At 60.3% G+C, this 18584-nt stretch carries 10 protein-coding genes and 2 riboswitches; of the genes, 5 read left to right on the top strand and 5 right to left on the bottom strand.

From position 1 onward, the window contains the following. Nucleotides 1–38 precede the first annotated feature (38 nt). Nucleotides 39–3749 (bottom strand): methionine synthase, encoded by a 3711-nt coding sequence (metH, locus tag JFT91_RS20210; protein ID WP_201233622.1) that lies wholly within the window; start codon nucleotides 3747–3749, stop codon nucleotides 39–41. A gap of 156 nt (nucleotides 3750–3905) precedes the next feature. On the opposite strand from metH, the gene JFT91_RS20205 reads away from it, so the two are divergent. The 3 genes from JFT91_RS20205 to nfuA all read left to right on the top strand — a co-directional run bounded on the left by JFT91_RS20205 (nucleotide 3906) and on the right by nfuA (nucleotide 8036). Next, on the top strand, nucleotides 3906–6188 hold the full coding sequence (locus JFT91_RS20205; protein WP_201233621.1) for a fatty acid cis/trans isomerase: 2283 nt from the start codon (nucleotides 3906–3908) through the stop codon (nucleotides 6186–6188). 183 nt (nucleotides 6189–6371) lie between these two features. After that, a complete protein-coding gene (locus tag JFT91_RS20200; RefSeq protein WP_201225414.1) occupies nucleotides 6372–7394 on the top strand; it encodes an acyltransferase family protein in 1023 nt (340 codons plus the stop codon). 57 nt (nucleotides 7395–7451) lie between these two features. Continuing rightward, entirely contained in the window at nucleotides 7452–8036 is a 585-nt protein-coding gene (gene nfuA / locus JFT91_RS20195; protein ID WP_007912592.1) for a Fe-S biogenesis protein NfuA, read from the top strand. A gap of 209 nt (nucleotides 8037–8245) precedes the next feature. On the opposite strand, the gene cobM is transcribed toward nfuA, so the two are convergent. The 4 genes from cobM to JFT91_RS20175 all read right to left on the bottom strand — a co-directional run bounded on the left by cobM (nucleotide 8246) and on the right by JFT91_RS20175 (nucleotide 10394). After that, nucleotides 8246–8992: a precorrin-4 C(11)-methyltransferase gene (gene cobM / locus JFT91_RS20190; protein WP_201225416.1), complete on the bottom strand. Its 747-nt coding sequence runs from the start codon at nucleotides 8990–8992 to the stop codon at nucleotides 8246–8248. Between the two features lie 81 nt (nucleotides 8993–9073). Further along, a complete protein-coding gene (locus JFT91_RS20185) occupies nucleotides 9074–9487 on the bottom strand; it encodes a cobalamin biosynthesis protein (RefSeq protein WP_201233620.1) in 414 nt (137 codons plus the stop codon). Next, complete coding sequence (locus JFT91_RS20180) at nucleotides 9484–10185, bottom strand: CbtA family protein (RefSeq protein WP_201225420.1); 702 nt, start codon at nucleotides 10183–10185, stop codon at nucleotides 9484–9486. Before JFT91_RS20180 ends, JFT91_RS20185 begins: the two co-directional genes overlap by 4 nt. Before the next feature lie 11 nt (nucleotides 10186–10196). Then, entirely contained in the window at nucleotides 10197–10394 is a 198-nt protein-coding gene (locus JFT91_RS20175) for a CbtB domain-containing protein (RefSeq protein WP_201233619.1), read from the bottom strand. Between the two features lie 124 nt (nucleotides 10395–10518). Then, nucleotides 10519–10739: riboswitch (cobalamin riboswitch) on the bottom strand. A gap of 2428 nt (nucleotides 10740–13167) precedes the next feature. Then, nucleotides 13168–13379: riboswitch (cobalamin riboswitch) on the top strand. Nucleotides 13380–13478: 99 nt separating this feature from the next. Between JFT91_RS20175 and cobW the strand changes: the two genes are divergently transcribed. Together cobW and cobN are read left to right on the top strand one after the other, a co-directional pair. Further along, nucleotides 13479–14558 (top strand): cobalamin biosynthesis protein CobW, encoded by a 1080-nt coding sequence (cobW, locus tag JFT91_RS20170; protein ID WP_242489324.1) that lies wholly within the window; start codon nucleotides 13479–13481, stop codon nucleotides 14556–14558. A 3-nt stretch (nucleotides 14559–14561) separates the two neighbouring features. Continuing rightward, complete coding sequence (gene cobN / locus JFT91_RS20165) at nucleotides 14562–18410, top strand: cobaltochelatase subunit CobN (protein ID WP_201233617.1); 3849 nt, start codon at nucleotides 14562–14564, stop codon at nucleotides 18408–18410. Nucleotides 18411–18584: the final 174 nt, after the last annotated feature.

Raw genomic sequence — 18584 nt, 5'->3', positions numbered from 1 at the left:
GGCATGGGCGCACGCTGCGCTCATGCCCGAGCCGGGTCTCAGTTGTCGTAACCCAGGTTCGGCGCGAGCCAGCGCTCGGTCACGCTCAATTCCTGACCTTTACGCGAGGTGTAGCTGGAGACCTGATCCTTGTCGATCTTGCCCACGGCGAAGTACTGCGCCTGCGGATGCGCAAAATACCAGCCGCTGACCGCGGCGGCCGGGAACATCGCGTAGTGCTCGGTGAGGAACACACCGCTGCGGCCGGCGCGCATTTCTTCCGCTTCAGGATCAAGGAGGGCGAACAGCGCCGCTTTCTCGGTGTGATCCGGGCACGCCGGGTAACCCGGAGCAGGGCGGATGCCGCTGTATTGCTCTTTGATCAGCGCCTCGTTGTCGAGGGTCTCGTCCTTGGCATATCCCCAGTGTTCTTTACGTACCTGCTGGTGCAGCCATTCGGCACAGGCTTCGGCCAAGCGGTCGGCCAGGGCTTTGACCATGATCGAATTGTAATCGTCGCCAGCGTCCTGATAGGCCTTGGCAACTTCTTCGGCGCCGATGCCGGCGGTGGTGATGAAACCACCGACGTAGTCGGTGACTTCACTGTCTTTCGGCGCGACGAAATCGGCCAGCGAGAAGTTCGGTTTGCCGTCGGTCTTGATGATCTGCTGGCGCAGGTGATGCAGCTTGGCCAATGGCTGGCCATCATCGCCGTACAGCTCGATATCGTCGTCATGCACTTGATTGGCCGGCCAGAAACCGAACACGGCGCGGGCGCTGATCAACTTCTCGTCGATCAGTTTGGCGAGCATTTCCTGCGCATCCTTGTACAGCGAGGTGGCGGCTTCACCGACCACTTCGTCTCCGAGGATGCGCGGGAATTTGCCGGCCAGGTCCCAGGAGATAAAGAACGGCGTCCAGTCGATGTATTCGGCCAAGACCTTGAGGTCGATGTTGTCGAGGACCTTGCTGCCGGTGAAAGTCGGTTTGACTGGCGCGTAAGTCGCCCAGTCGAACTGTGGTTTCTTGGCGATGGCCGCTGCGTAGCTCAACCGTTCGGTACGCGCGCTGCGGTTGGCGGTGCGCTCACGCACGTCGACGTATTCCAGTCGGGTTTTCTCGACGAAACCGGCCTTCAACTCTTTCGACAGCAACTGGGTTGCCACGCCGACCGCACGCGAGGCATCGGTCACGTAGACCACCGCGTCGTTGCTGTACTTCGGTTCGATCTTCACCGCGGTGTGCGCTTTGGAGGTGGTCGCGCCTCCGATCATCAACGGCAGGTGGAAGTCCTGACGCTGCATTTCACGGGCAACATGAACCATCTCATCCAGCGAAGGCGTGATCAGGCCAGACAGCCCGATGATGTCGCATTTCTGCTCTTTGGCCACTTGCAGGATTTTCTCTGCCGGCACCATCACGCCGAGGTCGACGATGTCGTAGCCGTTACAGCCCAGCACAACGCCAACGATGTTCTTGCCGATGTCGTGTACGTCACCTTTCACCGTGGCCATGAGGATCTTGCCCTTGGCTTCCGGCTTGTCGCCTTTTTCCAGTTCGATGAACGGGATCAAGTGCGCCACGGCCTGCTTCATCACACGGGCGGATTTCACCACCTGTGGCAGGAACATTTTGCCGGCGCCGAACAGGTCGCCGACGATGTTCATGCCGGACATCAGCGGGCCTTCGATCACTTCGATCGGGCGGGCGAAGGACTGACGCGATTCTTCGGTGTCTTCAACGATGTGTGTGGTAATGCCTTTGACCAGCGCATGCTCCAGACGCTTGTTGACCTCCCAGCTGCGCCACTCTTCGGTCTCGGCTTCCTTGACGCTGCCGTCGCCCTTGTACTTGTCGGCGATGGCGAGGAGGGCGTCGGTGCCGTTTGGCGTGCGGTTGAGCACCACGTCTTCGACGGCGTCGCGCAGTTCGACCGGGATCTGGTCGTAGATCTCCAGTTGACCGGCGTTGACGATGCCCATGGTCAGGCCCGCACGGATCGCATACAGCAGGAACACCGAGTGGATCGCTTCACGCACCGGGTTGTTGCCACGGAATGAGAACGACACGTTGGATACGCCGCCGGAGGTCAGCGCGTACGGCAGTTCATCGCGGATGTAGGCGCAGGCATTGATGAAGTCCACAGCGTAGTTGTTGTGTTCTTCGATGCCGGTGGCGACGGCGAAGATGTTCGGGTCGAAAATAATGTCTTCCGGCGGGAAGCCGACTTCGTTGACCAGAATGTCGTAGGAGCGTTTGCAGATTTCTTTCTTGCGCGCTTCGGTGTCGGCCTGGCCGGCTTCGTCGAACGCCATCACCACCACCGCAGCACCATAGCGCTTGCACAGTTTGGCGTGATGGATGAACTGCTCGACGCCTTCTTTCATGCTGATCGAGTTGACGATGCCCTTGCCCTGAATGCACTTGAGGCCGGCTTCGATGACTTCCCATTTCGACGAGTCAATCATGATCGGTACACGGGAGATATCCGGCTCACCGGCGATCAGATTGAGGAAGGTCACCATGGCCTTCTTCGAATCGAGCATCCCTTCGTCCATGTTGATGTCAATCACCTGCGCGCCGGCCTCGACCTGTTGCAGGGCGACTTCCAGCGCTTCGGTGTAGTTGTCTTCACGGATCAGACGGGCGAACTTGGCGGAACCGGTGATGTTGGTGCGCTCGCCGACGTTGACGAACAGCGAGCTGCGATCGATGGTGAATGGTTCCAGGCCCGACAGGCGGCACGCCTTGGGAATGTCCGGAATCTGACGCGGCGCGTAACCGGCGACGGCTTTGGCGATGGCCTCGATGTGGCCCGGCGTGGTGCCGCAGCAGCCGCCGACGATGTTCAAGAAACCGCTCTGGGCGAATTCTTCGATAACCTTGGCGGTTTCCGATGGCAGTTCGTCGTACTCGCCGAATTCGTTCGGCAGGCCGGCATTCGGGTGCGCGGAAACGTGGGTGCTGGCCTTGTTCGACAGCTCTTCCAGGTACGGACGCAATTCACTGGCGCCGAGCGCGCAGTTGAGGCCGACCGAGATTGGCTTGGCGTGCGCCACCGAGTTCCAGAACGCTTCGGTGGTCTGGCCCGACAAGGTACGGCCGGAGGCGTCGGTGATGGTCCCGGAAATCATGATCGGCAGTTCGATGTGCAGCTCTTCGAACACACCTTGCACGGCAAAAATGGCCGCTTTGGCGTTAAGGGTGTCGAAAATGGTTTCGATCAGGATCAGGTCGGCGCCGCCCTCGATCAGGCCTTTGGTGGCTTCGGTGTAGTTCTCCACCAGCTCATCAAAGGTGACGTTGCGATAGCCCGGGTTGTTGACGTCTGGCGACAGCGAGCACGTGCGGCTGGTCGGGCCGAGCACGCCGGCAACAAAGCGCGGCTTGTCCGGGTTCTCGGCGGTCTTGGCGTCAGCGACCTTGCGCGCCAGGCGTGCGCCTTCTACGTTTAACTCGTAGGCCAGCTCTTCCATGCCGTAGTCGGCCATGGAAATGCGTGTGGCGTTGAAGGTGTTGGTTTCGAGGATGTCGGCACCGGCATCCAGGTAGGCTTTCTCGATACCGCCAATCACGTCCGGACGGGTGATCACCAACAGGTCGTTGTTGCCCTTGACGTCACTCGGCCAGTCCGCGAAGCGTTTGCCGCGATAATCCTGCTCTTCGAGCTTGTAGCTCTGGATCATCGTGCCCATGCCGCCGTCGAGTATCAGGATGCGCTCTTTGAGGGCTTGCTTGAGAGCTTGAAGACGGACGCTGCGATCGGACATTTGGACTACTCGGAAAGACCATTACGAAGGAGCGGGATCATAACAAACCTGTGCGGTTTTAGAGCATGTGGAGGTTTTGCATGAATATCGTTCATGTTGGTACGAGCGTCATACTGTAGAATCGCGGCGTTTTTCTTCAGGGTCGGGATCAGGCACATGTCGTACCGCGTCATCAGCATTGTTTTGCTGTTTTTAAGCTGGGGCGCCGTTGCGCAAGAGCCCCTGATTTCCTACACCCGTGATATCCAGCCGATCTTCACCGAGAAGTGTGTGGCCTGCCATGCGTGCTACGACTCTGCCTGCCAGCTCAACCTTGGCAGCGGCGAAGGCGCGGCCCGTGGCGCCAGCAAGATGCCGGTCTACGACGGCGAACGCACGCAAGCGGCGCCGACCACCCGACTGTTTTACGACGCCTTCGGCAAACGCGCCTGGCAGCAAAAGGACTTCTATTCCGTACTCGACGCGCAGGGCAGCCAGGCGGCGTTGATGGCACGGATGCTGGAGCTGGGCCATAGAACCCCGTTGCAGCCGAATGCCAAACTGCCTGAAGAAATCGTTCTGGGTTTGAATCGCGCGAATCAATGCGCGATGCCCGCCGAGTTTGACGGCTACGCCGGTGCTCATCCGAAGGAAGGCATGCCGCTGGCCGTGACCGGCCTGACCGATCAGCAATACCAGACCTTGCAGCGCTGGCTCGCTTCCGGTGCGCCGATTGACGAACAAGGTTTGGCGCCGAGCGCACAAGAAGCGCTGCAAATCGTCCAGTGGGAAAACCTGCTCAACAGTCCTGGCGCTCGCCAGAGTCTGGTCGGCCGTTGGCTGTTCGAGCACCTGTTCCTCGCGCACATCTATTTCAAGGATGGCGAGCCTGGGCATTTCTTCCAATGGGTGCGTTCGCGCACGCCGACCGGTCAACCCATCGACCTGATCGCTACTCGCCGCCCCAACGATGATCCGGGCACTCAGGTGTATTACCGCTTGTGGCCGGTGCAAGGGGTGATCGTGCATAAAACCCACATCACCTATCCGCTGAGCGCGGCGAAAATGGCGCGGGTCAAAAGCCTGTTCTACAGCGGTAACTGGCAGGTCAACGCGTTGCCGGGTTACGGGCCGAACAGCCGCGCCAACCCGTTTGCTACGTTCGAGGCCATTCCGGCGCAGGCGCGTTACCAGTTCATGCTCGATAACGCCGAATATTTCGTCCGCACCTTCATTCGCGGCCCGGTGTGCCGTGGGCAGATCGCGACCGACGTGATCCGCGACAACTTCTGGGCGCTGTTCCAGGCCCCGGATCACGACCTGTACATCACCGACCCGAACTATCGCGGCCAGGCCACGCCGTTACTGGCGATGCCGGGGCAGAACGATGATGTCGGCAGCGTGTTGACCCTGTGGCACAACTACCGCGACAAGCGTAATGAATACGAGGCCCTGCGCCGCGACAGTTACGCCGATCAACCAGCGCCGAGCTGGTCGACGCTGTGGGCCGGCAACGACAACGCGCTACTGAGCATCTTCCGCCACTTCGACAGTGCTTCGGTGACCAAGGGCCTGATCGGCGAAGTGCCGCAGACGATGTGGTTGTTCGACTATCCCTTGCTTGAACGCACCTATTACCAGTTGGCGGTCAACTTCGACGTGTTCGGCAACGTCTCCCATCAGGCGCAGACTCGCCTGTATTTCGACCTGATCCGCAACGGCGCCGAGCAGAACTTCCTGCGCCTGATGCCGGCCGATTCGCGCGAGGACTACCTCGACGATTGGTACCAGAGCAGCGGCCAGTTCAAGATGTGGCTGGATTACGAGGCCATTGATGACGACAAACCGACCGCGCTGAAACTCGACGAAAAAGATCCGAAATACGATTTCGCCATGCAGTTGCTGGCGCGTTACGGCGATCTGAATGCGCGTCCCGATCCGATCAACCGTTGCGACAATGCCTATTGCTCACGGCCGAATATCGACCCGGCGTTGCAAAATGCCGAACAGGCGTTGAGTCGCCTTACAGCACGGCCCGCTGCCGGTTTGAAGGTGATTGACCAGTTGCCGGAAGCAACCATGCTGCGCATTGAAACGGCCAGCGGCAAACGCGAGGTCTACAGCCTGCTGCGCAATCGCGCGCACAGCAACGTGGCGTTTTTGACGGGGGAGTCGCTGCGCTATCAACCGGGGCTGGACACGTTGACTATCTATCCGGGCGTGCTTAGCAGCTATCCGAACTTCATCTTCAACATCCCGGCCGATCAGGTGCCGGCGTTTGTCGATGCGATGGAAAACGCCAAGGATGCCAATCGTTTCGAAAAAATCGTCGAACGCTGGGGTATCCGCCGCAGCCATCCGCAGTTCTGGTTGTATTTCCACGATCTGAGCCAGTACCTGCACGAAACCGACCCGGTGGAAGAGGGCGTGCTGGACATGAACCGCTACGAGAATCTTTGATCATTTGCTGCCGGCCTGCTGTCCCAACCTTCAGTAACACCGCAAAACCCCTGTAGGAGTGAGCCTGCTCGCGATAGCGGAGTATCAGGCACTAGAGATGTTGAGGTTGCCACCGCCATCGCGAGCAGGCTCACTCCTACAAGGGATCGGCGGTGCTTTGAGAGACTGGGTCAGGAGTGAGTAATGTTGATTTCAGTGCAGGCCCTGCGTGCGCTGGCCGCGTGGACAGTGGTCTGCCATCACTTCATGCAGATTTTCTTCAATTTCGAAGCACGTGGGCCGATCGGCCAGTTGTTCATCGACAAAGGTGCGGTGGGCGTGGACATCTTCTTCGTCATCAGTGGCCTGGTGATTTTCCTTTCCACCGAGAATAAACCGCTGCCGCCGGCGCGATTTCTGTTGTACCGATTGTTTCGCATCGTCCCGGCGTATTGGCTGTACACCGTGCTGATGGCGTTGCTGGTAGTGTTTGCCCAACCGTTGTTGCCGGATCAGACGGTGGATTGGAACCATCTGCTGCTGTCCTTGCTGTTTATCCCGACTGAAAACCCCGGCGGCTATGGGATTTACCCGACGCTGAATGTCGGCTGGACGCTCAATTACGAAATGCTCTTCTACGTGCTATTTGCCTGGGCCCTGCTGTTTCGTTTGCAGGTGCGCCTGCTGGTGGTCGCGGCGCTGCTGTTTGCCGTGAGTCAGGCGTGGACAGGGTTTGGCTGGATCAGCGAGTTCTATCGCTCGGACATCGTTTATGAGTTTCTGCTGGGGATCGGCATCGGCATGCTCCATCGTCGGGGCTGGATCGGCGCCGGTCTATGGCTGCCCCTGGCGGGCATCGTCGCGGCATTGTTGACGATTTATCACTTGGCGCCGGCGCCGAGGCTGCTCAATTGGGGGGTACCGAGTGCGGTGCTGGTGATGTCGTGCATGGCGCTGGAGCGTTACGTCGAGCGCAGTCGGTTGCTCAAGTTGCTCGGTGATTGCTCCTACTCGGTGTACCTGATGCACGTGCTGGTGTTGTCGACGGGCGGTTTTCTTGCCCGGCGCTATGGCATCAACCCGTATCTGATGTTTGTCGCGTGCGCATTGGCGATAGCAGGCGGTTCATGGCTGAGCTACGAATGGGTGGAAAAACGCAGCTACCGTTGGCTCAAGGCTCGGATCGACGGCGAGCCTGACGAGAATCTTTCCCGACAAAAATACTAGGACTTTGTCCGGCGCAACGATTGGCGTAAACTGCGCCCAAGCCTGCGAGGAGTTTCCATGACCGCTATTACCATTACCGACGCCGCCCACGATTACCTGGCCGATCTGCTCTCCAAGCAGAACACCCCAGGCATCGGCATCCGCGTCTTCATCACCCAGCCTGGCACCCAGTACGCCGAAACCTGCATTGCCTACTGCAAGCCGGGCGAAGAAAAACCTGAAGACACCGCGCTGGGGCTGAAAAGCTTCACCGCTTATATCGATCACTTCAGCGAAGCCTTTCTTGACGACGCCGTTGTCGATTACGCGACCGACCGCATGGGCGGCCAACTGACCATCAAGGCGCCCAACGCCAAAGTGCCGATGGTCAACGCCGACAGCCCGGTAAACGAGCGCATCAACTACTACCTGCAAACCGAAATCAACCCGGGGCTGGCCAGCCACGGCGGTCAGGTCAGCCTGATCGATGTGGTTGAAGACGGCATCGCCGTTCTGCAATTCGGTGGCGGTTGCCAAGGCTGCGGCCAGGCCGACGTGACCCTGAAGGAAGGCATCGAGCGCACCTTGCTCGAGCGCATTCCCGAGTTGAAGGGCGTTCGCGACGTGACCGACCACACGCAGAAAGAAAACGCCTACTACTAAGTGGTGTTCGCTGCGGACAAGAAAAACGGCACCCCGTGAGTGCCGTTTTTTACGCCTGCGATTTATGTGTGTCTGCCTATTTTGTGGCGAGGGGATTTATCCCCGTTGGACTGCGCAGCAGGCCCCGGATTTTTGGGGCCGCTTCGCGACCCAACGGGGATGAATCCCCTCGCCACAGGGTTTGTATCCAGCCACAAAAGTCATTTGATTCACGGTCTGTAAAGGTGAGCATGCCCGGCGCGATACAGCGATGACTCACTGAAAACCTCACTCCCCAGCACTCGTCCCACCAGTATCAACGCCGTCCGCCGAAAACCCTTGGCCTCAACCTTCTCGGCAATATCTTCCAGCGTCCCGACCACCCAATCCTGATCCGGCCACGTCGCCCGGTGAATCACCGCGATCGGGCAGTCCGCGCCGTAATGCGGCAGCAGCTCCGCCAGAATCTTCTGCAGATGGTTGACCCCCAGATGAATCGCCATGGTCGCGCCATGCTGCGCCAGATTGCCCAGTTCTTCTCCTGCGGGCATCGGGGTCTTGTCTGCATAACGGGTCAGAATCACGCTTTGCGAGACGTCCGGCAGGGTCAGTTCAGCACCCAACAGCGCAGCACACGCCGCTGTGGCTGTTACGCCGGGGATGATTTCGAACGGAATATTCAGCTCGCGCAAGTAACGAATCTGCTCGCCAATTGCGCCATACAGACTCGGATCCCCTGAATGTACCCTTGCCACATGCTGGCCTTTGGCGTGCGCGGTTTTGATCAGTTCGATGATCTGTTCCAGATGCAATTCAGCGCTGTTGACCACGGTTTCAGCCTGATGACCGTCCAGTACCGCCGCCGGCACCAGCGAGCCTGCATAGATGATCACCGGGCAACTGCGGATCAACCGTTGGCCTTTGACAGTGATCAATTCCGGGTCGCCGGGGCCGGCGCCGATGAAGTAGACGGTCATCAAGAAATCCTGTGAAAAACGGGGCAGGGCAATGCTTCAGATGAAGATTGCTCATGATCAATGGCGGGGATTATCGGGGTTTTATGCAGCGCCGGCCAATGCCAAGGTCGCTTGAGCGTATTTTTGCCGGGAAATCAGCAGTTTTGCCGGTGCCCGGATCAACTGTTCAGCGAGTGCCAGTGCAGCACTCTCGGCAACGCCATAACAACCGGTGCGCTCGAAAGCGATTTGCGAATGATGGCTGAGTCGTTGCTGGTAACTGGCCAATTCTTCGCTGCTGAAGTACAGCAAGGGCAGGGCCAGTTGCGTGGCGAGTTCCTGCAAACCGGGTTCATCGCGCTTCAGGTCGATGCTGGCCAAAGCCTTGACTGCTTCCAGCTCGATGCGGTGCGCCTGCAAAGCCTGGTCGAGTAACGCGCGCAACGTGCTGGCGGGGCAGCCGCGCTGGCAGCCCAGGCCGACCACAAAGGTCGGCGCTGTGCTGTCATTGGTCATGCGTGGTATTGACCGTCGCTTTTGCGGCGGAACAACCAGGCGCTGATCAGGCCCAAGGCCAGCCAGAACGCCACGTTGGTCAACTGCGAAGCGATTTTGAACTGAGCTTCCAATGCTTCTGGAGCGAGCATCGAATGCACTTCCGGCTGCGGTGCGCCGATCACATGCGGGACGGCAAGAATCGCCACGCCGAGGATTTTCATCAGCCAGTGACGGCTGAACGCAATCAACGACAGGCCGACAGCGGTTGAGGCGGCCGTGCCGATCCACCACATCTGTCGCGACGCCAGGTCAGCGGCAGCGGTGCCCGGCAATTCCGGCGGCAGGCCCAGAGTCGGCGCCAGAACGAAAGTCGCATAACCGGCCAGGCCCCAGAGCAGACCTTGCGAGGTTTTGGTCGGTGCGCGCAGGGTGTAGAGACCCGCGAGCATCAGAGCGAAACCAACGGCCACCACCAGATTGCCGCCCGTGGTCGAAACCACGCGCTGCCAGCCGTTTTCCGGCTCCCAGGCTTCGGCATCATGAGTGTGCGCAGCGGCGCCGGCGGCGTGTTCGTGAACTTCAGCCACGGGTTCGGATTTCTCGAAGGTCTCGGCCTGCAGAATCAGCGGCGACACCCAGAAACTTTGCAGCAGCGTGAGGAGCAGGGCGGCCAACAGGCCGGTGAAACCTGCGGTTTGGGCAATTCGCTTGATCATGTCGGCAGGTCTCAGTGGCACGGGAACGCGGCGCTGTGGCGGGTATCGTGGGCGGCGTTGTGCACCGCTTCGATGTGCGAGAAACCGGCGAAGTAGACCAGACTGGCGCCGAGGATCGACGCGAAGATGGCAGCGCCAAGGCGTTGGCTCAGTGTGGCGGTGCTGGTGATTTTGTCCGTGTTGCTGCCGGTGCTGCTGATGATCGACATGGCGCTTCCCTCTGGAGTGTCAGCGGGTGAATCGAGCGCATGAAAACCCCTGCGGGTCTGGCTCGCAGAGGTTCGAACAGCGCCCGCCCACCGCGGGTTTGTTATGTTCAGCCACGCACAAAGTGCGGGCTGTGTGTTGCGGGCCGGTCTCCGGGCTCGCGAGGGGTTGGCGTCTGGCCGACCTGCAAGCATCACCTTCCCATGCCTTCTGGCACAGTGGATCTGACGCTTCGCTCGCTTACCGTTGCGGGGGCAGCACCGGACTGACATGGGCTTGAGTAAAGCACATGATTCACCGGTTTCCCGTTTCACCCTGTGAAGGGCACCCGTAACAAGTTGTGTAGGAGAGCATGAGGGGGGATTTGAGTCAATTGGGGGGGGGCAGATCCGTTGCTGCGGTAACGACTGCTTAGGGTTTCGCCCTGACGGCGAGTCACCTTTTCCAAACGCCGAAAAGGTAACCCAAAAGGCTTTACCCTGACGTACGGCCCTCGCTGTGGCTCGGGTTCCTTCGCTGCGGGATCGATCCGGGCGCATCGCCTACGGTTTGCTGCGCTGCACCTCCTCTCGATGCATTTGGCTGCGCCAAACGGTCGCTGCGCTACCACCCCCGGATCAATCCCTCCACTCAGCCTTCCGACGGGCCTTCTAGATCAAGAGCGGTACTCGAGCTAACGCTCATTGTGTTGAGTGGGGCGGCATGGCCGCGTTTGGGGTGTGCTTGTTTTTTGTGGGAGCTGGCTTGCCAGCGATGGCGGCCTGACAGCCGACCAAGCTCTCGCGGGTGAACCTGGCTCAAACTGTGGGAGGGGGCTCGCTCCCGAAAACGGCCTGACAGCCGACCAAGCTCTGGCAGCTGTACTCATTCCCTGTAGGAGCTGCCGAAGGCTGCGATCTTTTGATCCGCTTTGGCTTTAGCTTTGCTGTTGCTCTTCAGCCCCTTCGGCAGGCCGAGCGGAGGTGTTCATCCGGGGGTTAGGCGCGCAGCGCCGTTTGGCGAAGCCAAACACATCGAGAGGAGGTGCAGCGCAGCCAACCGTAGGCGATGCCCCCGGATGGACACCGTAGCGAGGGAACACTGAGCCCAAGCGAAGTGCCGTACGCCGGGGCCAAGCCTTTTGGGTTACCTTTTCGGCGTCTGGAAAAGGTGACTCGCTGTAAGAGCGAAACCGCCAGAAACATCACCCGCAGCAACGGATATGCCCCCAATCCCAGCCCCCCAAACAACAAAATCAAAAGATCGCAGCCTTCGGCAGCTCCTACAGGGGATAAGTCATGCTGCGTTCTTTTGATCTGCTTTGGCTCTTGATCTTCAGCCCCTTCGGCAGGCCGAGCGAAGGTGTTCATCCGGGGGTTAGGCGCGCAGCGCCGTGCGGCGTAGCCGCACACATCGAGAGGAGGTGCAGCGCAGCAAACCGTAGGCGATGCCCCCGGATGGGCGCCGTAGCGAGGGAACACTGAGCCCAAGCGAAGTGCCGTACGCCGGGGCCAAGCCTTTTGGGTTACCTTTTCGGCGTCTGGAAAAGGTGACTCGCTGTAAGAGCGAAACCCTGAGCAGCCGTTACCGCAGCAACGGATATGTACCCAGCGCCCCCCCAAAAAAAGACAAGATCAAAAGATCGCAGCCTGCGGCAGCTCCTACAGGGGAAAAGTCAGGCTGCGATCTTTTGATCTGCTTTGGCTTTTGCCCTTCAGCCACTTCGGCAGGCCGAGCGGAGGTGTTCATCCGGGGGTTAGGCGCGCAGTGCCGTTTGGCGAAGCCAAACACATCGAGAGGAGGTGCAGCGCAGCAAACCGTAGGCGATGCCCCCGGATAGACACCGTAGCGAGGGAACACTGAGCCCAAGCGAAGTGCCGTACGCCGGGGCCAAGCCTTTTGGGTTACCTTTTCGGCGTCTGGAAAAGGTGACTCGCTGTAAGAGCGAAACCCTAAGCAGCCATAACCGCAGCAACGGATATGCCCCCAAACCTCAATCCCACCCCCCAAAAAAACAACAAAATCAAAAGATCGCAGCCTTCGGCAGCTCCTACAGGGGAAAAGTCAGGCTGCGATCTTTTGATCTGCTTTGGCTTTTGCCCTTCAGCCCCTTCGGCAGGCCGAGCGTAGGTGTCCATCCGGGGGTTAGGCGCGCAGCGCCGTTTGGCGAAGCCAAACACATCGAGAGGAGGTGCAGCGCAGCCAACCGTAGGCGATGCCCCCGGATGGACACCGTAGCGAGGGAACACTGAGCCCAAGCGAAGTGCCGTACGCCGGGGCCAAGCCTTTTGGGTTACCTTTTCGGCGTCTGGAAAAGGTGACTCGCTGTAAGAGCGAAACCCTAAGCAGCCATAACCGCAGCAACGGATATGCCCCCAAACCTCAATCCCACCCCCCAAAAAAACAACAAAATCAAAAGATCGCAGCCTTCGGCAGCTCCTACAGGGGAAAAGTCAGGCTGCGATCTTTTGATCTGCTTTGGCTTTTGCCCTTCAGCCCCTTCGGCAGGCCGAGCGTAGGTGTCCATCCGGGGGTTAGGCGCGCAGCGCCGTTTGGCGAAGCCAAACACATCGAGAGGAGGTGCAGCGCAGCCAACCGTAGGCGATGCCCCCGGATGGACACCGTAGCGAGGGAACACTGAGCCTCAGTGAAGTGCCGTACGCCAGGGGCAAAGCCTTTTGCTTACTTTTCGGCGTTTGGAAAAGTGAGTCGCTGTAAGAGCGAAACCGCCAGCGGCAGCTCCCGCAGCAACGGATATGCCCCCAATCCAAACATTGACCGGTCACCACCCGATGCGTAGCCTTGCGCATTCGAGGTTCTTCGGCCGATGCCGAAGCTAAGAAGGGAACGCGGTCAATGCCGCGGCTGCCCCCGCAACTGTGAACGGTGATGTTCGTTGCCACGCCACTGCCAGCTCAATCGATGAGCCAGCGGGAAGGCGCAACGAATGCCAGGCCCAAGCCCTGAACGCCGTCAGCCAGGAGACCTGCCTCGTCACAGATTCTCACTACAACCGGGCGGGGTGATCCGGTGGCGAACGCTTCCGGCGCGCACGCGCGTTGCCGGTTCTCGTCCCGTATGCCCGCCGCTTGCCAAAGGGCATACCGATGAAAACACTGGCCAAACTCCCCGTCACCATCGTCACCGGCTTCCTCGGCTCGGGCAAAACCACACTGTTGCGCCACATGCTCGACAACGCTCAGGGCCGTCGCATCGCGGTGATCGTCAACGAATTTGGCGAACTGGGCATCGACGGTGAAATCCTCAAGCAATGCACCATCGGCTGCACCGAAGAAGAAGCCACCGGTCGCGTCTACGAACTGGCCAACGGCTGCCTGTGCTGCACCGTCCAGGAAGAGTTCTTCCCGGTAATGCGCGAACTGGTTGCCCGTCGCGGCGACCTTGACCATATCCTCATCGAAACCTCGGGCCTGGCCCTGCCAAAACCACTGGTGCAAGCGTTCCAGTGGCCGGAAATCCGCAGCGCCTGCACCGTCGACGCAGTGATCACTGTGGTCGACAGCCCGGCCGTAGCCGCGGGCACCTTCGCCGCGTTCCCGGATCAGGTCGACGCCCAGCGCAAACTGGACCCGAACCTCGACCACGAATCGCCACTGCACGAGCTGTTCGCCGACCAACTGGCCAGCGCCGACCTGGTGATCCTCAACAAGGCCGACCAGACCAGCCCGGAAGACCTCGCTCGCGTACGCCTCGAAGTCGCCGAAGAACTGCCGCCAGCGGTGAAAATCATCGAAGCGAGCAACGGTCGCGTGCCGCTGGACGTGTTGATCGGCCTCGGCGCCGGTTCGGAAGAACACATCGACAGTCGCCACAGCCATCACGATCATCACCACGGTGAAGGCGATGACGATGACGATCACGATGACCATGATCACGACGCCTTCGATTCGATTTCCATCGAACTGCCACAGGCCGACGAAAGCTTGCTGCTCGACGCGCTGACGCAATTGGTGGTCAAGCACGGCATCCTCCGTGTCAAAGGTTTTGCAGCAATCCCGAACAAACCGATGCGCCTGCTGATTCAGGGCGTGGGCACGCGTTTCGACAAGCATTTCGACCGTCAGTGGGGCGCCGATGAGGCGCGCGTCACGCGTCTGGTGTTGATCGGTCAGGAGCTCGACGCCGCGCAACTCGAAGCGCAACTGCGCGCCGCGCTCAGCGTTTAAACCATGCACCTGCTCAGGACCCAGCCCGGCGGTTTCGTTTCGGATGACAACATTGCCGACCTTGGCCAAACCCCCGCCGAGTTGGTGATCCTGTGCAGCGGCGACTCCAGCCTGGCGCTGCTCGCCGAGGCCGCGCAGCAATTGCCCGAGGATTATCCGAGCCTGCGTCTGGCTAATCCCATGCAGGTGCAGAATCACGCCTCGGTCGATCTGTACGTCGACGAAGTGCTGCGCCACGCGAAAGTCATTCTGATCTCGCTGCACGGCGGCATCGCTTATTGGCGCTATGGCGTCGAACGTTTGATCGAGCTGGCCGAGCGCGGCGTGCAGGTGATTCTGGTGCCGGGCGATGATCGCCCCGACCCGGAACTCAGTGACTTGAGCACCGTCGGCGCCGAGGATCGTGATCGGCTGTGGCAGTTCTTGCGTCAGGGCGGCATGGGCAATGCGCTGGATTTTTTCCGCTGCCTCGCCAGCCGTTGGCTCGCTCGCGATTACGTCTGGGGCGAGCCGCAAGCCTTGCCGCGCACCGCGATTTTTCACCCGAACAAAACCGCCGCCGCACTGAGTGACTGGCAAGCCGATTGGCTGCCCGAGCAACCGGTCGCGGCGGTGTTGTTTTACCGCTCGCACCTGCAAGCGGCGAACACCGCGTTTATTGATGTTTTCTGCCAGCGCTTGCAGGCGGCGGGACTTAACCCGCTGCCCATTGCGGTGGCCAGTCTGAAAGAACCCGGCTGCCTCTCGGTGGTCGAGGATTGGCTGGACGAAGTTGAGGCGGGGGTGATTCTCAACACCACCGGGTTCGCCCAGTCGAGCCCCGAAGCGCCACACCTGCGGCCGTTTCGCCGCAATATCCCGGTCATTCAAGCGATCTGTGCCCAGGACAACGAACCCGGTTGGCGCGACAGCGAGCAAGGCCTCGGCCCTCGGGATCTGGCGATGCACATTGCGCTGCCGGAACTCGACGGGCGGATCATCAGCCGGCCGATCAGCTTCAAGGATCTGGCCTGGCGCAGCGAGCGCAGTCAGTCCGATGTGGTCTGCTATCGGGCGCAACCCGAGCGCATGGATTTCGTCGCCGAACTGGCGCGGCGCTGGATCGATCTGGCGCGGGTACCGAATGCCGAGAAACGTATTGCGCTGATCCTCGCCAACTACCCGACTCGCGATGGGCGTATCGGTAACGGTGTCGGCCTCGATACGCCAGCGGCGGCGCTGAACATCCTGCGCGCATTGCAGGTTGAGGGTTATCCGATCACGGCAGAACTGCCGAGCAGCGGCACCGAGTTGATCCAGCAATTGCTCGGTGGCGTCAGCAACGATCTCGACACCATTGACCTGCGTCCCTGCCAGCAAAGCCTGGCGATGGACGCCTACATGACGATGTTCAATGAGCTGCCCGAGGCCAATCGCGCGGCGGTGGTCGAGCGTTGGGGGCCACCGCAAAGCGATCCGATGTGCCGCGACGGGCGGATGATGATCGCCGGTTTGCGCTTTGGCCTGACCTTCGTCGGCATTCAACCGGCGCGCGGTTATCAGGTTGACCCGAGCGCGGTCTATCACGACCCGGATTTGGTGCCTCCGCACGCTTATCTGGCGTTTTACTTCTGGTTGCGCAACACCTACAGCGCCCACGGCGTGATTCACGTCGGCAAGCACGGCAATCTGGAATGGTTGCCTGGCAAGGGCGTCGGGCTCTCGGAAAACTGCTGGCCGGATGCGCTGCTCGGGCCGTTGCCGAATATCTATCCATTTATCGTCAACGACCCGGGCGAGGGCGCTCAGGCCAAACGGCGTACGCAAGCGGTGATCATCGACCACTTGATGCCGCCGCTGACCCGCGCCGAAACCTATGGCCCGTTGCGCAATCTGGAGCTGCTGGCTGACGAGTATTACGAAGCACAGTTGCTCGATCCACGCCGCGCCCGCGAGTTACAGAAAGACATTCTGCAGCTGGTGCGTGACACGCAGATCGACCGAGAACTGCAACTCGACGCGGCGCTCGACAGCGACGCCGATGCGGCGATCTGGCTGCCGCGGCTCGATACGTATCTGTGTGATTTGAAGGAGTCGCAGATCCGCGATGGCTTGCACATTTTCGGCGAATCGCCGACCGGGCGTTTGCGCATCGATACCTTGCTGGCGTTGCTACGCATTCCACGGGGCGATGGCAAAGGCGCGCAATCGAGTCTATTGCGAGCCCTCGCCAAAGCCTTCGCGCTCGGCTTCGATCCACTCGACTGTGCGCTGGCTGATCCATGGACAGGCCCACGCCCCGAAGCGCTGCAATCACAAAGCAACGAGTCTTGGCGCACCGCCGGCGACACCCGCGAACGCCTCGAACTGTTTGCCACGACCCTGATTTCCCAAACACTACAAACCCCGAGTGGGAGCGAGCCTGCTCGCGAAGGCGTCCTGTCAGCCGCTACCCATTTACCTGACCCACCGCTTTCGCGAGCAGGCTCGCTCCTACAGGGGCCGGGGTGGGCTGATGTAAATCTGATCATCCAGTCTCTGCGCGAAGTCGTCGCCCCACGTCTCGACGCCTGCGGCCCCGCCGAAATGCGCGGCCTGCTCGATGCCTTGAGCGGGCGTTTCGTCCCGGCCGGCCCGAGTGGCGCGCCCAGCCGGGGTCGTCTCGACGTATTGCCGACCGGACGTAACTTCTATTCGGTGGACGTGCGCAACCTGCCGACCACCACCGCGTGGCGCATCGGTTTCCAGTCAGCGACGCTGATTCTCGAGCGGCATATGCAGGATCATGGTGATCATTTGCGTCAGCTCGGTTTATCGGTGTGGGGCACCGCGACCATGCGTACCGGCGGTGACGACATCGCCCAGGCCATGGCACTGATGGGCGTGCGTCCTGTCTGGGCCACGGGCAGTCAGCGTGTCGACGATTTCGAGATTTTGCCGCTGAGCCTGTTGGACCGTCCGCGTGTCGATGTCACGCTGCGGGTCTCAGGATTTTTCCGTGATGCCTTTGCCAATCTGATTCGCCTGTTCGATGCTGCCGTGCAAGCAGTTGCTGCGCTCGACGAGCCCGACGATCTCAATCCATTGGCCGCGAAAGTGCGCGCCGAACGCGAAGCCTTGCTGCAATCGGGCCTCGATGAAGAAACCGCGCGACGTCAGGCCGGTTGGCGGATTTTCGGTGCCAAGCCCGGTGCCTACGGAGCAGGCGTGCAGGGCGCCATCGATGGCCGTTTGTGGCAGTCCCGCGAGGACCTCGCCGAGGTTTATCTGAACTGGGGCGCTTACGCCTATGGCGGCGCCGACGAGGGTTCGGCCGCGCGCGAGCAATTCGTCCAACGCCTCAGCCAGGTGCAAGCGGTGCTGCAGAATCAGGATAATCGCGAACACGACTTGCTCGATTCCAACGACTACTACCAGTTCCAGGGCGGCATGCTCGCGGCCGTGGAAACCCTGCGCGGCGAAGCAGCGGCCAGTTATCACGGCGATCACAGCCAGCCGGATCTGCCGAAGATTCGCACGTTGAAAGAAGAACTGAACCGGGTAATCCGCTCACGGGCGGCCAATCCGAAATGGATCGACGGGGTCAAACGCCACGGCTATAAAGGCGCGTTCGAGATGGCCGCGACCGTCGACAACCTGTTCGCGTTTGATGCGACGACGCAATTGATCGACGACCATCAGTACGCGTTGTTGGCCGATGCTTACTTGCTTGACCCGGCGACTCGGGATTTCGTCCGCGAGCATAACCCGCATGCACTGCGCGACATGACCGAGCGCATGCTCGAAGCGCAACAGCGGGGCATGTGGCAGGAACCGGGGGCTTATAAAGAAGCGCTGGAGAATCTGCTGCTGGATATAGAGGAAGATATGTAGCGGATCAAAAGCTACCCTCACCCCAGCCCTCTCCCCAGGGGGAGAGGGGGAAAGGGAGCCGATCTCGGTGCTTTTCAAAACTTGAGTTCGACTGGATATTTCAGGTCGGTGTAATTCGAGAGAACACCTCGGTCAGTTCCCTCTCCCTCCGGGAGAGGGCTAGGGTGAGGGCCA

Source organism: Pseudomonas sp. TH08, from assembly GCF_016651275.1.
Classification (GTDB): domain Bacteria; phylum Pseudomonadota; class Gammaproteobacteria; order Pseudomonadales; family Pseudomonadaceae; genus Aquipseudomonas.
The sequence above is the reverse complement of the archived record's forward strand: the minus strand, read 5'-3'. Positions and strand labels throughout refer to the sequence as shown.

Excerpts from the sequence above, each read along its gene's own strand:
- cobW (WP_242489324.1), top strand. The coding sequence starts at position 13,479 with ATGAAAACACTGGCCAAACTCCCCGTCACCATCGTCACCGGCTTCCTC.
- metH (WP_201233622.1), bottom strand. The coding sequence starts at position 3,749 with ATGTCCGATCGCAGCGTCCGTCTTCAAGCTCTCAAGCAAGCCCTCAAA.
- JFT91_RS20180 (WP_201225420.1), bottom strand. The coding sequence starts at position 10,185 with ATGATCAAGCGAATTGCCCAAACCGCAGGTTTCACCGGCCTGTTGGCC.
- cobM (WP_201225416.1), bottom strand. The coding sequence starts at position 8,992 with ATGACCGTCTACTTCATCGGCGCCGGCCCCGGCGACCCGGAATTGATC.
- nfuA (WP_007912592.1), top strand. The coding sequence starts at position 7,452 with ATGACCGCTATTACCATTACCGACGCCGCCCACGATTACCTGGCCGAT.
- JFT91_RS20175 (WP_201233619.1), bottom strand. The coding sequence starts at position 10,394 with ATGTCGATCATCAGCAGCACCGGCAGCAACACGGACAAAATCACCAGC.
- JFT91_RS20185 (WP_201233620.1), bottom strand. The coding sequence starts at position 9,487 with ATGACCAATGACAGCACAGCGCCGACCTTTGTGGTCGGCCTGGGCTGC.
- JFT91_RS20205 (WP_201233621.1), top strand. The coding sequence starts at position 3,906 with ATGTCGTACCGCGTCATCAGCATTGTTTTGCTGTTTTTAAGCTGGGGC.
- JFT91_RS20200 (WP_201225414.1), top strand. The coding sequence starts at position 6,372 with ATGTTGATTTCAGTGCAGGCCCTGCGTGCGCTGGCCGCGTGGACAGTG.
- cobN (WP_201233617.1), top strand. The coding sequence starts at position 14,562 with ATGCACCTGCTCAGGACCCAGCCCGGCGGTTTCGTTTCGGATGACAAC.